The organism is Thermoanaerobacterium butyriciformans (assembly GCF_017874545.1).
Taxonomy (GTDB): Bacteria; Bacillota; Thermoanaerobacteria; order Thermoanaerobacterales; family Thermoanaerobacteraceae; genus Thermoanaerobacterium; species Thermoanaerobacterium butyriciformans.
Map to the genome: position 1 here is coordinate 43,399 of NZ_JAGGLT010000005.1, position 16,547 is coordinate 59,945.

Here is a 16,547-nt window from a genome sequence, read left to right on the forward strand (position 1 = left end):
CTATATTCATAAAAACAATACTTTCATGTCATTGCCTTTTTATATTTTTCACCAATTATCCATAAAAAACCAAAAGATATAAATAAATGTATAGACGCTGCTAAAAATAACTTGTTAAATCCTATAAAATCCATAATAGCAATGGTTCTTTATTTTGATTTTTTACCACAGCTATAAAGTGTTTTAATTTTAAAATACTTTGTCTTTCTTTCTCTCTATTAACAACTATTTTAGATTCTTTAATTGTTAAAAACAAAATTATAGGTATAATTAATGACAAAATTCCTGACAAAAAGAAAGGATATGCTTTGTTTGTTTTATAAAGCTGAGATCCAACAAAAACTATAATTAATGAGCCTAAGCCCCCCATAAAGTTTATAACTCCATTAGCTTTGCTTCTGTGTTCCTCTTCTACAATATCTGGCATTAAAGCTACCATAGGAGTCCTATACGTAGCCACAACAATATTAAACAGGAAATCTATAACAAGAAGCGATAAAAGTTTTGTCCGAAGTGGAATCAAAGCATATAAAACACCAGCAAGAGGCATGTTTATAAGTATATATGGCATTCGTCTGCCTATTCTTGTTTCCGTATTATCGCTTAAAGCCCCAAACAATGGAAGTATAAAAAGGTTAGCAATGTTATCCCAACTCATTACAAACCTAATTAAAGTATTGCTTTTTGTAAAATTACCAAGAAAAATGGGCATATAGGCATTATACGGTGCCCAAATCATGGAAATTACCATAAAACCAAGGCCTAAATCAAATATTTTGAAATAATTCAATCTCGAGGACATATTATTATTCTCCTTGTATAATAATATTTAGGTTTATAAAGGCAACCTCTAATCTTTTTTAACTGATAAATTATACTGAAAAGTGTATAATTAAGTTATTATATAGAGTATTATCTTTCTCTCCTTGAGATTAAAAACTCGTACTTGAAAGACTGACACCTCTGTCCGACAAGCTAAGTTGGATGTTGACTAACTCGACTAGTACTTCGAATGTATGACAAGGTAGTAACGTTTATAAGTTTATAGAAACTATCATTTTCACTTAAAAAATGCATTATAGTTTGTTTTTATTTAAAAGATTTATCAAAGTTTGTGGATCGTCAGTGATAATTCCGTCAACACCCGCCTATACCATCATTTCCATGTCCTTTTTCCCATTAACGATCCAAGGAAATAATTTTATATTATTCTTTTTACATCCCTCTACTAATTCAGGTATTATATTAAAATAAAAAGGATGCAAAGAATAAGCTTTTATTCGTAGTGCCATGTGCCATGGTTCCACAAACCCACATTGATAAAGAAGCCCAATTTTAAACTCCGGTGCTTTTCTCTTTACATCTCTTAAGCTATAATGATTAAAAGAAGAAATAATTACTCTATTCTCAAAGTCATAACCATCTATCATTTTAATAAGCTTTTCTTCAATCCCTGGATAAAGTACAATTCCACTTTTTATCTCTATATTTACAATTAAATTTTTATATTTAATAAGTTCAAAAACCTCAAAAAGTGTTGGTATTCTCTCCCCTGCAAACTTCTTGTCAAATTTTATGCCAGCATCCAACATCTTAAGCTCTTTTAAAGTAAAATCTTTAACATAGCCAATTCCATCTGTGGTCCTGTCTACCCTTTCATCGTGAATTACTACTAGTTGTCCATCCTTAGTAAGTTGCACGTCCAATTCAATACCGTCAACTCCCATTTCTAAAGCTTTTTTAAAAGATATTAATGTGTTTTCTGGAGCATTTCTTGAATCTCCTCTATGAGCGATTACTAAAGGTTTCATAAATATGCCTCCTTGGTTTATCTTTCTTAATATTACTACATCAATGTTAAAACTATATTAATTAGTGGTTATTTATATGTTAATATTTTTGTTTTGTATTGTTTTATGTCATTAACTAAAAACCGTTAATTAAGCTAATTTGTAATAGCCTTCAAAAATGATATAAAAAATAAAGAAGCAAATTTTACCGCTTAGTTACCACTCAGACGCAAAAAAACTCAGGCAATAAATCTTTACCTGAGCTTTTATATTATAATTAAATAATTCTATTTAGTTTTATTTATTATGTTAGCAAACACGTTAACAGTTTATATTCAAAAGTCTTAAAATCAGTGCGCCATTAGGGACTCGAACCCCAGACCCGCTGATTAAGAGTCAGCTGCTCTACCAACTGAGCTAATGGCGCATGTTGTATGGAGCGGACAACGAGACTCGAACTCGCGACCCTCACCTTGGCAAGGTGATGCTCTACCAACTGAGCTATGTCCGCATGTTATAATGGTGCGGGAGAAGGGACTTGAACCCATATGCCATGACTGGCACTAGAACCTGAATCTAGCGCGTCTGCCAATTCCGCCACTCCCGCATTAACGCCAGATTGTTCTCTTTTCAAAAATTACTATTATTTTGCTTAATGACCCATCCGCGATTCGAACGCGGGACACCCTGCTTAAAAGGCAGGTGCTCTGCCGACTGAGCTAATGGGTCATGGTGGCTGGGATGGCAGGATTCGAACCTACGAAGTGCCAGAGTCAAAGTCTGGTGCCTTACCACTTGGCTACATCCCATCAATGGGGTGGGTAGTGGGATTCGAACCCACGACCTCCAGAGCCACAATCTGGCGCTCTAGCCAACTGAACTATACCCACCATATCATCAATTTCAGCATGTTTCGCAAAAAATGGTGCGCCTGAAGAGATTCGAACTCCCGACACACGGATTAGAAGTCCGTTGCTCTATCCAACTGAGCTACAGGCGCATATTGGAGCGGGTGATGGGAATCGAACCCACGTAACCAGCTTGGAAGGCTGGGGCTCTACCATTGAGCTACACCCGCATATACAGTTGTCATTGCTTTGTGCCTCATCGCTCTGACAGTTTTAAATTATATCAGGAATATTTATCTTTGTCAACACCTAAAAATTAATTTTTTGTACCACTTCTCTTGTTCCCAATACACTGCTCCATATCGTCTATATTTAGAAGCTGTGGCACAATGATGCCATTTTCAATGTTTACTATAGACACAGTCCTAGATGAACCTTCTCGAGGCATTGATGGGCTACCAGGGTTTAATACAATCATATCGCCATCATTGTATACTAATGGCACGTGGGTATGGCCATAGAAGACTGCATCAACACCATATTCCCTTGCTTTTTCTATTATAATGCTCTTTTCAAACTTTACATAATACTTGTGGCCGTGTGTCAATAATATTCTTCTACCGTCAATATCGATTATCTTCTCGTATTTTTCTTTATCACCAAAATCACAATTGCCATAGACGTATAGGGTAGGAATTCCAAACTCTCTATTTAACTCTATAGCATCTCTGTAATAGTCACCTAAATGTATTATATAATCAATGTTTTTAAGATTTTTAAGAATATTTCTAACAGATTGTATCATACCGTGCGTATCACTTGTAACAAATAACCTCATTTAAAATCCTCCAAATTATTTTTTAAATAATCTTTTAATTTTTTTAAAGCATCTGCCCTGTGACTTACCTTGTTTTTTTCTTCAAGTGTAAGTTCAGCTAAAGTTTTGCCTACTTTATCTACAAAGAAAACTGGATCATATCCAAAGCCAAATTGACCTCTTGGACTATCAAGAATTGTACCTTCTACTTTTCCTTCTATTATAGCTTCTCTACCTTTGTAAATCAATGCTACAACTGTCCTAAAAGTAGCTTTTCTTTTTTCAATTGGTACCCCTTCTAAAAGTCTTAAAAGTTTCCTATTGTTATCTTCATATGTTGCATTTAAACCTGCAAATCTCGCGGAATATACACCTGGTTTTCCATCTAAGTAATCTACAAACAAGCCTGTATCATCGGCAATTACTATATTATCAGTCAAATTTGCCAAAGATCTAGCCTTTAAAAGTGCATTTTCCTCAATTGTATCTCCTGTTTCTTCTATTTCATCATATGACCCAATATCATCCGCTGACAATACTTCAAAGTCGTCTTTGAAAAATTCTCTTATTTCATCTACCTTATGCTTGTTGTGAGTTGCTACAACTATTTTCATCTTCTTCAACTCCAATTTTTAATGATATATCTCCCAGTGCTTCTTTCTGTATTTCAATAATTTTATTAAGGCCATCTTCAGCAAGTCTTAAAAGCTCTGTAAAATCATCTTTTGAAAAAGGCCCACCTTCTCCCGTCCCTTGTATCTCTATAAACTCACCTTTGTCAGTCATTACTATATTCATATCCACATGTGCATTACAGTCTTCTAAATAGCATAAATCAAGTAACTTGTTATCCTCAACTATGCCTACACTAACTGCAGCCACAAAACTTTTAATTGGCATCTTACTTATAACACCTTTTTGCAATAGTTTATTCATTGCATCAACGAGAGCAACAAATGAACCTGTAATTGAAGCTGTCCTTGTTCCTCCATCTGCCTGTATTACATCACAATCAATCCAAATGGTCTTTTCACCCAACGCATCTAAGTCCACAACAGCTCTTAAAGCTCTCCCTATAAGCCTTTGAATTTCCATCGTCCGGCCGGATTGTTTGCCTCTTGTAGACTCTCTTTGTGTTCTAGTCTCTGTAGCTCTCGGAATCATAGAATATTCGCTGGTAATCCACCCCTTTCCAGTACCTTTCTGGAAAGGCGGTACCTTATCTTCAATCGATGCTGTACATATAACCTTTGTATTCCCTACTTCTATCAAAACAGATCCTTCGGCGTATCTGTTAAAATTTCTAGTAATCTTTATCGGTCTTAAGGATTTTGGATCCCTGCCATCTACTCTTTTCATTTCTTCAGCCCCTTTATATTTTATACTATAATTTTTGCCCTGTTTAAATTTTGTTATCCATTGCGTAAGCCATAATATTATTTTAAAACCTTTTAAGGCAATTTACAAGAAAGCTCATTAAAAAAACAGGCATATTTTTGCCTGTTTTAATTGCTTTTATATACTGAATCAGAAACTGTCGTGCTTATAATGCCGTTTGACAGCTTGTCAAAATAATCCACGATACCATTATATATACCTTGAGCGACTTTCCATTGAAAATTATCATCTGTTAAAAGTTGAGCATCTGTGGGACTAGTCACAAACCCCGTTTCTATCAAAACTGCAGGCATCTTAGTCTGATTAAGCACTACAAGCTTTGGCCTTTCAGATAGCCCTCTGTCGCTTGTGCTTATTTGCTTCATCAAATTATCATGTATTATTTGAGCAAATGTTTTTTCATCTCTGGTATCTCCATTGTACCCATTTGGATAGTACAAAACCGTCGTACCATTTGCAGATGGTGAACCAAAAGAATCTGAATGAATACTGACGAAAACATCAGCACCTTCATTATTAGCCTGATATGGTCTATCATATAGTCCAACATCAGTATCAGTTGTCCTTGAAATCATAGTTCGGTATCCACCATTATCGAGAAGCGTTTTTAATTTCAGAGCTATGGCAAGATTAATGTCAGCCTCATGGATCCCATCAATACCTATAGCGCCTGGATCAGATCCACCATGCCCAGGATCAATATACACCAGTTGTTTTTTATTAGGATCCGGCTTTGTAACAGTCAGCATTATACCCTGCCCTGTATATTTAACACTGAAATCTGCTTTTATGTTTGTATATGCTACAACTCTAACTGTATTTGAATCAAATTGGGAATACTTTATTTCTGTCACAACATTACCATCAAAAGGAATATTTCCAGCTAGCTTCCCATCGGGCATACTTAAAGTTGATCCCGAAATATCAATAATAATTTTATTATCGCCATATCTTGATGGATTGAAATGATCTGCATCTGTATTAATTATTATTTGATCATTATTATTAACCTTCGCCGCTGTTATATTTGACACTTTATTTTGTCCAATTTTAAATGATATATTAAATTCTTTTTTATCCTGAGATTGTGTAATTGTATACGGCATAGAATAATCCATATTAACAACAAGCCTCGTTATGGCAGGCTGCAATTTATTCTGTCCAATATAAGCTAGATTAAGTCCGTTTTTGTCAATCGTTATCTGCTTGCTTGTAACAGTATTTATAGCATTATTAAAATCAAAGTAAATTCTTATACTACTATCATCATTGATAGAACCTTTTGTATACGTTAAAGGACCATCACCTTTTACTGAAATTGTATATGTACCATTTGTATATGTGGATGTAAAACTAGTAATATTTACATTATTTGCTGCAGGGGGATCAGCTTTTTTTGCGGCTTGGATAAGATACTTGTCTCCAATCCATTTTACATCATAGCCTAAGTTTTCAAATAAAAATCTCATAGGCACATAAGTAGTATCCCTATTTATGAGTCTTGCCGGTGCTGACAGTGAAACTTTATTACTATTGATTGTTGCATAATCCTTACCTATAAACAATTTAATAACCTTGTCTTTAGTAGTAACAGTCACCGTCTGTGTTGGACCATCCCAATCTACTTTTTCCCCTAACCCTTCACTTATGGATCTAAGAGGAACAATTGTATTATTATCTATGATTAGTGGAGGATTCTTTCCCGTATCAAATTTATTGCCATTAACAGTTATTGACACATCTGGTACATTGTAATTGACAGTTTTGTTATCAACAACAATGTTAGCTTTATAGGCATAGGCAGATATGCAAAGTGTAGACAACAATATCAAAAGTGCAAAAAATACTATGACTTTCTTCAACATTTTCCCCCCTTTGCATATAAAAATCGGTAAAATTTTCATTATGTTTATATATTATTATACATATATTACAGACAAGTTACAAACATATTAAAATTTTATTAAGTCATTTATCTAGCAAAATTTGTTATTTATAAATTCAATAATTGCAACAAATAATACTAATACGCACTTAAAAAATGAATAATGAGGTGATAATATGCAAAATACTTATTGTAAATTAGACTGCATCTATCGCTCAAAAGGAAAATGTTCTCTTTATAAAGTATCGGATAACACCCTGCATTACATTAACAGTGTTCAATGTACAACATTCAAAGACAGCCTAAATCTTTTTGATTGTCCAAATTATAGAAAAAAATAAAGTTATGTAAAAAATGGCCCATAAAACAGATTTGTCAAGATGGCATCAATTATTACCATAAAAGAAAATGCTCCGAAATTAGAATTAAATTTCCCTTTGCCATAATAAATTTTTACAAAGCCCAGTGATATCAAAGTAAATATAAAAGGTATGACAATTAAACTATACGATCCGAATACAGCATCTAAATTCATTTTTACAGAATGTGGAGGATAAAAGAAATATTTCATTATCATGTATACTATAGTACCAATGTAAAATGAAAAAATACTATCATTTTTAAATCTCTTTGGCTCAAAAAGCATTATCATCACAAACCATACATACGCAGGTAATGATAAAGCCAATACTAATATTAGGCCAATTAGCAATGATACTGCACTTTTTTGAATTAATGTGCTAAGTGCATATTGCTTATCTATTGGTCTTACTTTGTTTAATACATTTTTATATACATATGTTGTTGATGATGCATAAACATCATATCTTCCAAAACCGTCAGACTCAATCCATGTAATGAAATTGCCATATTTTGTACTGCAAATCTTCGGCATACCTGCCCACGTCCTTGTACGCGTAGCAAGTTTTGATGATTCTATCTTTCCATTTTTCCATTTTGAATATATGATTTCTGTCGATTTTATAGGTGTAGTCCCAAAATTTGTTAGTTCTATACCAACAGATGAAACTGTATATACATTTGTACCACTTTCTAAAACATCGAAATCTCCAACATCATCTGCGGTGCCAATTCCATCAACGTTTATCGCAACATTTTTTGGTTGAACCTTTAACACTTTTGAATCATTGTAATAGATGTATTTCAAAGTTGAATCGCTTTTTGAAGTCAAATTGTAAAAAAGGTATATCCCACCATCATACGCAATTTTTAAATTTTTGATGTCAGAAAAAGATGAAACAGATACATTGTAAACCGGCTTTAAATTGCTCCATCTCCCAGATTCATACATTAATAAATAAATACTTCTATCATAATTAATTCCTGTTAGTAGTCCAATATATAACTTTCCATTAATTTTTTCTGCATCAATCTCTTTAGTATTTTCTATTTGTGAAATACTTCCTTCTAACACTAATTTATCATTAAATATCTTATATACATTTACTTTCCTACTGTTGAAAGTAATCAATCTGTCATCAACTATTTTAAAACCATCAGCATTAATTCCATAATTAATAAAATTGCTGCCATCAATGCCAACAGACATAAGTACATTATCTTTTATAATATAAAATCTACCATTACAATAATTAATTTCTTTTACATTTGATTCATCAATTCCGTTTATATCTATATCTTTAATTAAAATTTTACTTGGATTGCTTATATCTATCAATTCGATTTTATTCACCTTTGGTAAAGCTGCATAAATTTTACTGTTGTTTAAAAATATGTATGTGCCTCTGTTAAAATCTCTTGAGGCAATTTTCATATCTCTACTCCATTCTTTAGATGGAGATTGGGAAAAAGATTTTAAATATCTTTCATAATTGTATAATATAAGTAAAACTATAGTTGCAATTATCAGCAATACAGCTACTAATTTGCGAATATTCATATCATCACAACCTTATTAAATAAGTTTTATGATTACAAAAAAAGCACTCTTTTGAGTGCTCTTATTTATCAAATAAATGGCATGCTACAAAATGGCCGCTGCCTACTTCTTTTAGTGGTGGTGTAACTTCGCTGCAAATATCCATCGCATATTTGCACCTGGTTCTAAATCTGCACCCTGACGGCGGATTAATTGGACTTGGTACATCACCTTCCAGTATGATCCTTTCTCTCTTTCTTTCAACTTCCGGATCAGGGATTGGCACCGCAGAAAGAAGCGCTTGTGTATATGGATGCAAAGGATTTGTATACAACTCACCGCTTTGAGTCAATTCTGCAATTGAACCTAAATACATGACAGCAACTCTATCGCTTATATGCCTTACCATGCTTAAGTCATGAGCAATAAAAAGGTATGTCAAACCTTTTTCCTCTTGTAAATTCATAAGTAAATTCACAATCTGTGCCTGTATAGAAACATCAAGAGCAGATATTGGCTCATCGCACACAATGAATTCTGGCTCAATTGCCATTGCTCGTGCTATGCCTATCCTTTGCCTTTGTCCACCTGAGAACTCATGTGGAAACCTATTTGCATGCTCCCGGTTTAATCCAACCAGTTCAAGGAGATTGTATATTCTCTCTCTCCTCTCTTTACCAGTGTATAAACCATGTATGTCAATTCCTTCACCTATTATATCACCGACAGTCATACGAGGATTTAGCGATGCATATGGATCCTGAAAAATCATCTGCGCCTTTCTAGCAAATTTTCTTCGTGTCTCGTCGTTCATCTTATGAACAGGTATATCATCAAATATAACTGAGCCACCTGTTGCTTCATAAAGGCCTATAACTGTTCTTCCAGTAGTTGACTTGCCGCAGCCAGACTCACCAACAAGACCTAAAGTCTCGCCCCTTTTTATATTAAAACTTACATCATCAACAGCCTTTAATATACCACCGTTGACGTGAAAGTATTTTTTCAAATTTTTAACTTCCAAAATCACATTATCCTTCACTTGTATACGCCTCCTTTTCAAAAGGATTCTTCACCTTTGGCGCATATGGATGCTTCAACCAACAGGCAACCTTATGTGAATCAGTTTCATTTGTATACTCTGGTTGAGCTTCGTAACAAATTTTCATTGCATAATTGCATCTAGCAGCAAATGGACACCCTACTGGAGGTGCAAATAAATCAGGAGGCGTACCAACAATAGGAACAAGTTTTTCTTTGTTCTGGGCATCAAGCCTTGGAACAGATTTTAAAAGTCCCCATGTGTAAGGATGCTGTGGATGCTTAAATATCTCATCAGATGTACCTGTCTCTATAATTTTGCCAGCATACATGACTATAATTCTCTCAGCTATATCGGCAACAACACCTAAATCGTGAGTTATCATAATAATAGATGTATTAAACTCTCTCTGCAAATCTTTCATTAAATCAAGTATTTGTGCTTGTATTGTAACATCAAGTGCAGTTGTTGGCTCATCAGCAATGAGAAGCTTTGGCCTACATGCCAAAGCAATAGCAATCATTGCCCTCTGCCTCATGCCACCAGAAAATTCATGTGGATATTGATTTATCCTTCTATCAGCATTAGGAATGCCAACGACATCAAGCATTTCTTTTGCCCTTTTCATCGCCTCAGCTTTAGAAACCTTTTGATGCTTCAATATTACTTCCGCAATCTGTTTTCCTATCGTCATCGTAGGATTCAATGACGTCATAGGGTCTTGAAATATCATACCAATTTCTGAGCCTCTTATTGATTGCATCTGTCTTTCACTAAACTTAGAAATCTCTCTACCATCAAATATGATTTTGCCAGCTTTAAATCTGCCAGGTGGTTCTGGGTTTAATCTCATCACAGCTTGCATTGTAACAGATTTTCCACAGCCAGACTCACCAACAATTGCCAGTGATTCACCCTTCATTACTTGGAAACTAACGTCTCTAACTGCTTTTACTTCGCCTGCATAGGTGTCGAATGAATACTCCAAATTTTGTACATCTAGCAATACTTCTCTATCTCCCAAATTCATTACCTCCTTTAGCGGCGAAGTCTCGGGTCGAGAGCATCTCTCAAACCATCACCAAGCATATTAAACGCAAGCATTGTAACACTTATAAAAAATCCAGGTATAAAAAGCTGCATAGGATACATAAGCAAAACCTGTGTTGCATCATTTGCAAGAGTACCCCAACTTGCAAGTGGTGCTCTTATGCCAAGGCCTATATAACTCAAAAAAGCCTCAGAAAAAATAGCATTTGGAACATCAAATGTCATTGAAACAATTATTGGTCCCAATGCATTTGGTATCAAATGTCTTAATATTATTCTGCCAGGACTTGCTCCAAGCGTTTTGGCCGCCAAGACAAACTCCTGCTCTTTAAGTTGCAGTACTTGGCCTCTAACAATCCTGGCCATACCTACCCAGCCTGTCATGACCATCGCAGTTATTATGGTCCACAAACCTTGACCCATGACGACCATCAAAAGTATTACAAGTATCAAGTACGGTATGCCATAAAGTATATCTACAATACGCATCATTATATTATCTACTTGACCACCAAAATACCCTGCTATGCCACCGTAAGTAACGCCGATAACCGCATCAAGAAAGGCAATTGTGACACCTATAAATAATGATACTCTAGCACCCATCCAAACTCTTACAAATAAATCTCTTCCAAGATAGTCTGTGCCAAACCAATGAACTTTAGAAAAAGGTTTATTTGTGTTAAACAAGTCTTGATGTGCATAGTCAAACGGCCTCATGTATGGTCCAAATATAGCCATTAAAACAAGAAAAATCAGAAAAACTAAAGAAGCCATAGCAACCTTATTCATTTTTAGCCTTCGCCATGCATCCTGCCAGTAACTAATACTTGGTCTTACTATAGACTGGCTTTCAGAAGCATTAGCACCAATTATCTCAAACTTATCCTTGCTTATATCCACCATTTTACTTTCCTCCTTTTGCCAGCCTTACTCTAGGATCAATAAGTCCATATGCAATGTCAACTAAAAACATCATTACTACTAAAATTACACTGTAAAAAATTGTTGTGCCTAAGATCATAGAATAATCTTCATCGTATATACTCTGAACAAAGAACTTTCCAAGTCCTGGTATGCTGAAAATTTGCTCAATTACAAACGTTCCAGTAACGATACCAGCAATCAATGGACCTAATACTGTCACAACTGGCATAATTGCATTTCTAACCATGTGTTTCCATATAATCTGAAGCTGAGAAAGCCCTTTTGCTTTAGCCGTTTTTATATAATCTTGCCCAATCACATCCAGCATGCTTGTTCTCATCATACGGGATATGATTGATAATGTAGAAAACGACAACGCAATAGACGGCAATATAGTATATTTAAATGAACCCCATCCAGATACTGGTAGCCATCTTAGCTTTGACGCTAATAAAAGCTGCAAAAGCGTCGCTATAATGAAGTTTGGAACAGAGATACCTATTATAGCGAGAAACATAGAAAAATAATCCCAGCCGCCTCCTCGCTTTAATGCTGCAATAATACCAAAAAGCAAGCCGAAAATAACACCCAAAATTATAGATTGTATACCAAGTTGAAACGATGCTGGTGCAGATTGTTTGATTATGTCATCAACTGTCCTGTTTAGATATTTCAAAGATATACCTAAATCGCCATGTATCAAATTATTTAGATAATACCCATACTGTACAATCAAGGGCTTGTCAAGATGATATTTCGCTAACATGTTTTGTCTAATTTGCTCTGGTACTTTTTTCTCGCTTGTAAACGGATCACCTGGTATCATGTGCATTAAGAAAAACGTCAATGTTACGATTACCCAAATAGTAATCAACATATAAACAAATCTTTTTAACGAATAATTAAGCAACCAAAACACCCCCTATTAATATTTATTTATGGTATATATGGGTTACCCATATATACCATAAGTCCATCAAGACATATATTATATTCTTGAATCACTAATCATTTTGGATATATGCCCACTTAAATTCCCAATCTGAACCAAATGTCGGGAAATACAGATCTTTCACATAAGGTTTTACAACAAATGCCCTTGCTTGGAAATACACAGGTCCTATAGGCATATCATTCATTAAAATTTTTTCAGCTTGTATAAGCTGCTCGTTTCTTGCTTTTAAATCTCCATTGACTTTCGCCTCATCAATAAGCTTGTCATATTCAGGATTGCTATAAAATGCTGTATTATTTCCATTGTTTGTTTCCCACATGTCTAAGAATGTCAATGGATCGTTGTAGTCAGCACCCCATCCTGCAAACACCATATCATAATTTCCCTTGTTCATCATATCTATCCTTACTTTAAATGCTACATTTTGAATCTGCACATTTACTCCAAGATTTTGTTTCCACATCTGCTGAAGTGCTTGATCATACTTTTTCGCGTTATCTGTATCATCGCCAAGTAAAGTAATCGTAGGAAGTTTGCTTATGCCAAGCTCAGACATTCCCTTTTTCAATAATTCCTTAGCCTGTGCAACATCATTGTCTTTAAAATACGTCTCACCTGCTTCTTTTCTAAAATCTCCATTATAACCCGGAATGCCTGGTGGAACAACTGCTTCTGCAGGTATAGAACCATCTTTCGTTACATGCTCAACAAATGCTTTCCTGTCAATGGCAAGAGTAAATGCCTTTCTGATATCTGCATTTTTGAATACAGGACTCTTCGTATTAAACTGCACGTACCAGTTAGTTGCTAATGCCTTATCGTTGTACTCGCTGGAATTTTTGTATTTGTCAATATAATCACCTGGTACAAATATGGAATCAAGCGTACTGTTGTCATAGTTCTGAACTAAAGTATTATTGTCTTTTATCATTGAAAAATTAACAGTCTGCAATTTTACACTGCTGCTATCCCAATAATCTTTGTTCTTCTTTAAAGTTATGCTCTGCTCATGATTCCATTGGCTAATGATGAACGGGCCGCTGTATACTAATTTATCTGGATCTGCGCCAACCTTATCACCATATTTTTCATAGACTGATTTTTCTAATGGCAGATATGTTACAAATGAAGTAAGACCTAGAAATTGTGGTGTAGGAGCTTTCAATGTGACTTGCAAAGTCTTGTCGTCAAGTGCTTTCACAGCTACCTGATCGGCACTGCCTTTCCCTGAATTATATTCTTCTGCACCTTTTATATAGAAAAGTTGATATGCGTATTGTGAAGCTGTATTAGGATCCAATGCTCTTTTCCAAGCGTATTCAAAATCCTCTGCTGTTATTGGATTTCCATCGCTCCATTTTGCATCTCTTAAGTGAAATGTATACGTTAGTCCATCATTTGAAATATCCCAGCTCTTTGCAAGACCAGAACCGGGTTTTATTTTTCCATCCTTGTCATACCTTGTCAAACCATCTAATACTTCTGTCAATATATCAATAGAAACCACATCTGTCGCCTTTTGCGGATCAAGTGTAGGTGGTTCTTGAGTTAAATTAAGATTCAATACTTGTTTATCGTTTCCTCTATTTGATGCACTGTTTGAAGCACTCCCCCCACAACCTGCTAGTACTGCACTCAGTGCCATTAATAAAACTAAACCAATTATGACTATCTTCTTTTGTCCTTTCATCATTTCTCCTCCTAATATAAAATAAAAATTAAAATAAATTTAGCTATCGCCCCCCGGCTATGCTAATAAACTACACCTCCTGTAAATAGTATTTTTTGATTTATATGATAATTGAATTTTTAAGATATATAAATTTTATAACATTTAAAAACAATAATCAATAACAAAATTTTACGCTATTAATATACTGACTCGAATGCTGTAATTTTAAAAATAATCAAATTAAATATTTTTAAAATTATAAAACTTTTTTGAACAATACAAAATTAACACAATTAATTTTATCTAAAATATCGTTATTTATAAACTACATACTTTATTAGTATAACACCATTAATAATCAATCTCAATATTTCGATTTATTTCGGCAATTTTTTAGAATAAATTAAAATATAGTTGTAATTTCAAGAATATTTTTAAACATGCAAAAACCGGGGGAAAAAAGCCCCGGTGCTTTGCATCATAATTATTTTTATTTGTTTTTGCCCTCTATATATGTCCACTTAAGTTCCCACTCAGTTCCAAATGTAGGAACAATCAAGTCCTTCACATAGCTCTTTGTGACCAATGCATACGCTTGAAAGTATAGTGGACCTATTGCCATGTCATCCATTGCTATCTTTTCTGCTTGAATCATATAATCATTTCTTTGTTTTAAGTCCCCAGTTACCTTCGCTTGATCAATTAGCTTATCATATTCAGGATTACTATAGAATGCAGTGTTATTGCCATTGTCTGTCTCCCACATATCAAGGAAAGTCATTGGATCATTGTAATCTGCACTCCATCCTGCCAATACCATATCGAAATTTCCTTTATTCATATCATCAATTCTTATCTTAAATGCTTCATTCTTTAGCTGTACATCTGCGCCAAGGTTTTGCTTCCACATTTGTTGAAGCGCCTCAGACGCCTTTTTTGCACCAGTCGTATCATCTGCAGTAAATGTTATGGTCGGCAATTTCGTTAAACCAAGCTCTTTAAGCCCTTTATTCAAATAATCTTTTGCAGCCTGTACATCATTATCTTTAAAGAATGGTGCACCATCTTGTTTTATAAAATCTTCATTGTTATATCCCGGAACACCAGGTGGAATAATAGACATCGCTGGAATTGAACCATCTTTAAGAACTTGCTCTGTAAATGCCTTCCTATTAATTGCCAATGTAAATGCTTTTCTTATGTTTACATTTTTAAATATTCCTTTTTTATCATTGAATTGTATATACCAATTTCCTGCAACAGGCTTTACTGAAAATTCCTTTGTATTTTTATACTTCTCCATCAAATCACTGGGCACGCGCATCTGATCCAGTGTTCCATTGTCGTAGTTTTGTGCCTGTGTATTTGCATCTTTTATTATTAAAAAGTTAACTTTTTCTAGCTTGACACTGTCTTTATCCCAATAATTCGGATTTTTCTCTAACACAACGCTTTGATCGTGGTTCCACTCTTTAATCACAAAGGGACCACTGTAGACTAATGTATCAGGACTGCTACCCAGTTTATCAACGCCTATTTTTTCAACAAAGGACTTTTCCTGCGGCAAATAAGTTCCAAATGCAGTAAGACCTAAAAATTGCGGTGCCGGCGATTTTAACTTAACTTGTAATGTCTTATCATCAAGTGCTTTTATCCCTACTTGGTCTGCCGTGCCATTTCCTGAGTTGTATTCTTCAGCACCTTGGATGTAAAAAAATTGATACGCATATTGTGATGCTGTCTTAGGATCTAAAACTTTTTTCCAAGAATACTCAAAATCTTGCGCTGTTATTGGATTTCCATCGCTCCACTTTATCCCATCTTTCAAGTGGAATGTATAAGTGAGACCATCACTTGATATGTCCCAGCTCTTTGCAAGACCTGAACCCGGCTTGATTTCTCCATTTTTATCATACCTTACTAAGCCATCTAAGACATCATTTAAAACGTCAAATGATGCCATATCTGTAGAAGTGAAAGGATTTAAGTTAGGTGGATCAGCTCTTAAATTTAGATTTATAACTTGCTCATCAGCTTTTGCTGTTTGGTTGCTTGTATCACTATTACTTTTGCTTTGTGTTCCATTATTATTTGCTGAGCACCCTGCCAAAAGTGCCGACAGAGCTAATACCAATGTTAACAATAATGCTAACCAATTTCTTCTTTTCATCAAAAATTCCTCCCTAATAAAAATGTGGTTTAAAAACTCAACTTCCCCCCAAAAGTTCTCATCTCTCACCCCCAGCTATATATGAAAATAACA

At 34.6% G+C, this 16,547-nt stretch carries 12 protein-coding genes, 8 tRNA genes and 1 pseudogene; all 21 read right to left on the reverse strand.

The annotated features are described in order from the left end of the window. Positions 1-121 precede the first annotated feature (121 nt). Entirely contained in the window at positions 122-802 is a 681-nt protein-coding gene (locus J2Z80_RS03070) for an MFS transporter (protein WP_245301117.1), read from the reverse strand. Positions 803-1,076: 274 nt separating this feature from the next. Further along, a pseudogene (locus tag J2Z80_RS03075) lies at positions 1,077-1,811 on the reverse strand (glycerophosphodiester phosphodiesterase). 333 nt (positions 1,812-2,144) lie between these two features. Beyond that, positions 2,145-2,217 (reverse strand) — tRNA-Lys (locus tag J2Z80_RS03080). Positions 2,218-2,225: 8 nt separating this feature from the next. After that, positions 2,226-2,301, reverse strand: a tRNA-Gly gene (locus tag J2Z80_RS03085). A 9-nt stretch (positions 2,302-2,310) separates the two neighbouring features. Beyond that, positions 2,311-2,397: transfer RNA gene (locus tag J2Z80_RS03090), tRNA-Leu, on the reverse strand. Positions 2,398-2,446: 49 nt separating this feature from the next. Then, positions 2,447-2,519 (reverse strand) — tRNA-Lys (locus tag J2Z80_RS03095). Between the two features lie 4 nt (positions 2,520-2,523). After that, positions 2,524-2,599: transfer RNA gene (locus J2Z80_RS03100), tRNA-Gln, on the reverse strand. Positions 2,600-2,603: 4 nt separating this feature from the next. Beyond that, a tRNA-His gene (locus J2Z80_RS03105) sits at positions 2,604-2,680 on the reverse strand. Between the two features lie 33 nt (positions 2,681-2,713). After that, positions 2,714-2,790 (reverse strand) — tRNA-Arg (locus tag J2Z80_RS03110). A 4-nt stretch (positions 2,791-2,794) separates the two neighbouring features. Next, positions 2,795-2,868, reverse strand: a tRNA-Gly gene (locus J2Z80_RS03115). Between the two features lie 86 nt (positions 2,869-2,954). Beyond that, entirely contained in the window at positions 2,955-3,476 is a 522-nt protein-coding gene (locus tag J2Z80_RS03120) for a metallophosphoesterase (RefSeq protein WP_209453080.1), read from the reverse strand. Further along, complete coding sequence (locus tag J2Z80_RS03125; RefSeq protein WP_209453081.1) at positions 3,473-4,069, reverse strand: XTP/dITP diphosphatase; 597 nt, start codon at positions 4,067-4,069, stop codon at positions 3,473-3,475. Before J2Z80_RS03125 ends, J2Z80_RS03120 begins: the two co-directional genes overlap by 4 nt. After that, positions 4,035-4,814: a ribonuclease PH gene (gene rph / locus J2Z80_RS03130; RefSeq protein WP_209453082.1), complete on the reverse strand. Its 780-nt coding sequence runs from the start codon at positions 4,812-4,814 to the stop codon at positions 4,035-4,037. Before rph ends, J2Z80_RS03125 begins: the two co-directional genes overlap by 35 nt. A gap of 146 nt (positions 4,815-4,960) precedes the next feature. Continuing rightward, positions 4,961-6,715, reverse strand: a complete 1,755-nt coding sequence (locus J2Z80_RS03135) for an N-acetylmuramoyl-L-alanine amidase (RefSeq protein WP_209453083.1) — start codon at positions 6,713-6,715, stop codon at positions 4,961-4,963. Between the two features lie 366 nt (positions 6,716-7,081). Next, positions 7,082-8,659 carry a hypothetical protein gene (locus J2Z80_RS03140; protein ID WP_209453084.1) on the reverse strand — a complete coding sequence of 526 codons (1,578 nt, stop codon included), beginning with the start codon at positions 8,657-8,659 and terminating at the stop codon, positions 7,082-7,084. A gap of 61 nt (positions 8,660-8,720) precedes the next feature. Beyond that, a complete protein-coding gene (locus J2Z80_RS03145) occupies positions 8,721-9,680 on the reverse strand; it encodes an ABC transporter ATP-binding protein (protein WP_209453085.1) in 960 nt (319 codons plus the stop codon). Further along, a complete protein-coding gene (locus J2Z80_RS03150; protein WP_245301119.1) occupies positions 9,670-10,704 on the reverse strand; it encodes an ABC transporter ATP-binding protein in 1,035 nt (344 codons plus the stop codon). Before J2Z80_RS03150 ends, J2Z80_RS03145 begins: the two co-directional genes overlap by 11 nt. 14 nt (positions 10,705-10,718) lie before the next feature. Continuing rightward, the gene (locus J2Z80_RS03155; protein WP_209453087.1) at positions 10,719-11,636 is read right to left on the reverse strand and encodes an ABC transporter permease; all 918 of its coding nucleotides are present in this window, start codon (positions 11,634-11,636) and stop codon (positions 10,719-10,721) included. A 1-nt stretch (position 11,637) separates the two neighbouring features. After that, entirely contained in the window at positions 11,638-12,567 is a 930-nt protein-coding gene (locus tag J2Z80_RS03160) for an ABC transporter permease (RefSeq protein ID WP_209453088.1), read from the reverse strand. 94 nt (positions 12,568-12,661) lie between these two features. Beyond that, on the reverse strand, positions 12,662-14,302 hold the full coding sequence (locus J2Z80_RS03165) for a peptide ABC transporter substrate-binding protein (protein WP_209453089.1): 1,641 nt from the start codon (positions 14,300-14,302) through the stop codon (positions 12,662-12,664). A gap of 472 nt (positions 14,303-14,774) precedes the next feature. After that, a complete protein-coding gene (locus J2Z80_RS03170; protein ID WP_209453090.1) occupies positions 14,775-16,454 on the reverse strand; it encodes a peptide ABC transporter substrate-binding protein in 1,680 nt (559 codons plus the stop codon). Between the last annotated feature and the right edge of the window lie 93 nt (positions 16,455-16,547).

What these genes read in the sequence shown, in the direction of transcription:
- J2Z80_RS03070 (WP_245301117.1), bottom strand. Translation starts at nt 802, where the DNA reads ATGTCCTCGAGATTGAATTATTTCAAAATATTTGATTTAGGCCTTGGT.
- J2Z80_RS03120 (WP_209453080.1), bottom strand. Translation starts at nt 3,476, where the DNA reads ATGAGGTTATTTGTTACAAGTGATACGCACGGTATGATACAATCTGTT.
- J2Z80_RS03125 (WP_209453081.1), bottom strand. Translation starts at nt 4,069, where the DNA reads ATGAAAATAGTTGTAGCAACTCACAACAAGCATAAGGTAGATGAAATA.
- rph (WP_209453082.1), bottom strand. Translation starts at nt 4,814, where the DNA reads ATGAAAAGAGTAGATGGCAGGGATCCAAAATCCTTAAGACCGATAAAG.
- J2Z80_RS03140 (WP_209453084.1), bottom strand. Translation starts at nt 8,659, where the DNA reads ATGAATATTCGCAAATTAGTAGCTGTATTGCTGATAATTGCAACTATA.
- J2Z80_RS03155 (WP_209453087.1), bottom strand. Translation starts at nt 11,636, where the DNA reads ATGGTGGATATAAGCAAGGATAAGTTTGAGATAATTGGTGCTAATGCT.
- J2Z80_RS03165 (WP_209453089.1), bottom strand. Translation starts at nt 14,302, where the DNA reads ATGAAAGGACAAAAGAAGATAGTCATAATTGGTTTAGTTTTATTAATG.
- J2Z80_RS03170 (WP_209453090.1), bottom strand. Translation starts at nt 16,454, where the DNA reads ATGAAAAGAAGAAATTGGTTAGCATTATTGTTAACATTGGTATTAGCT.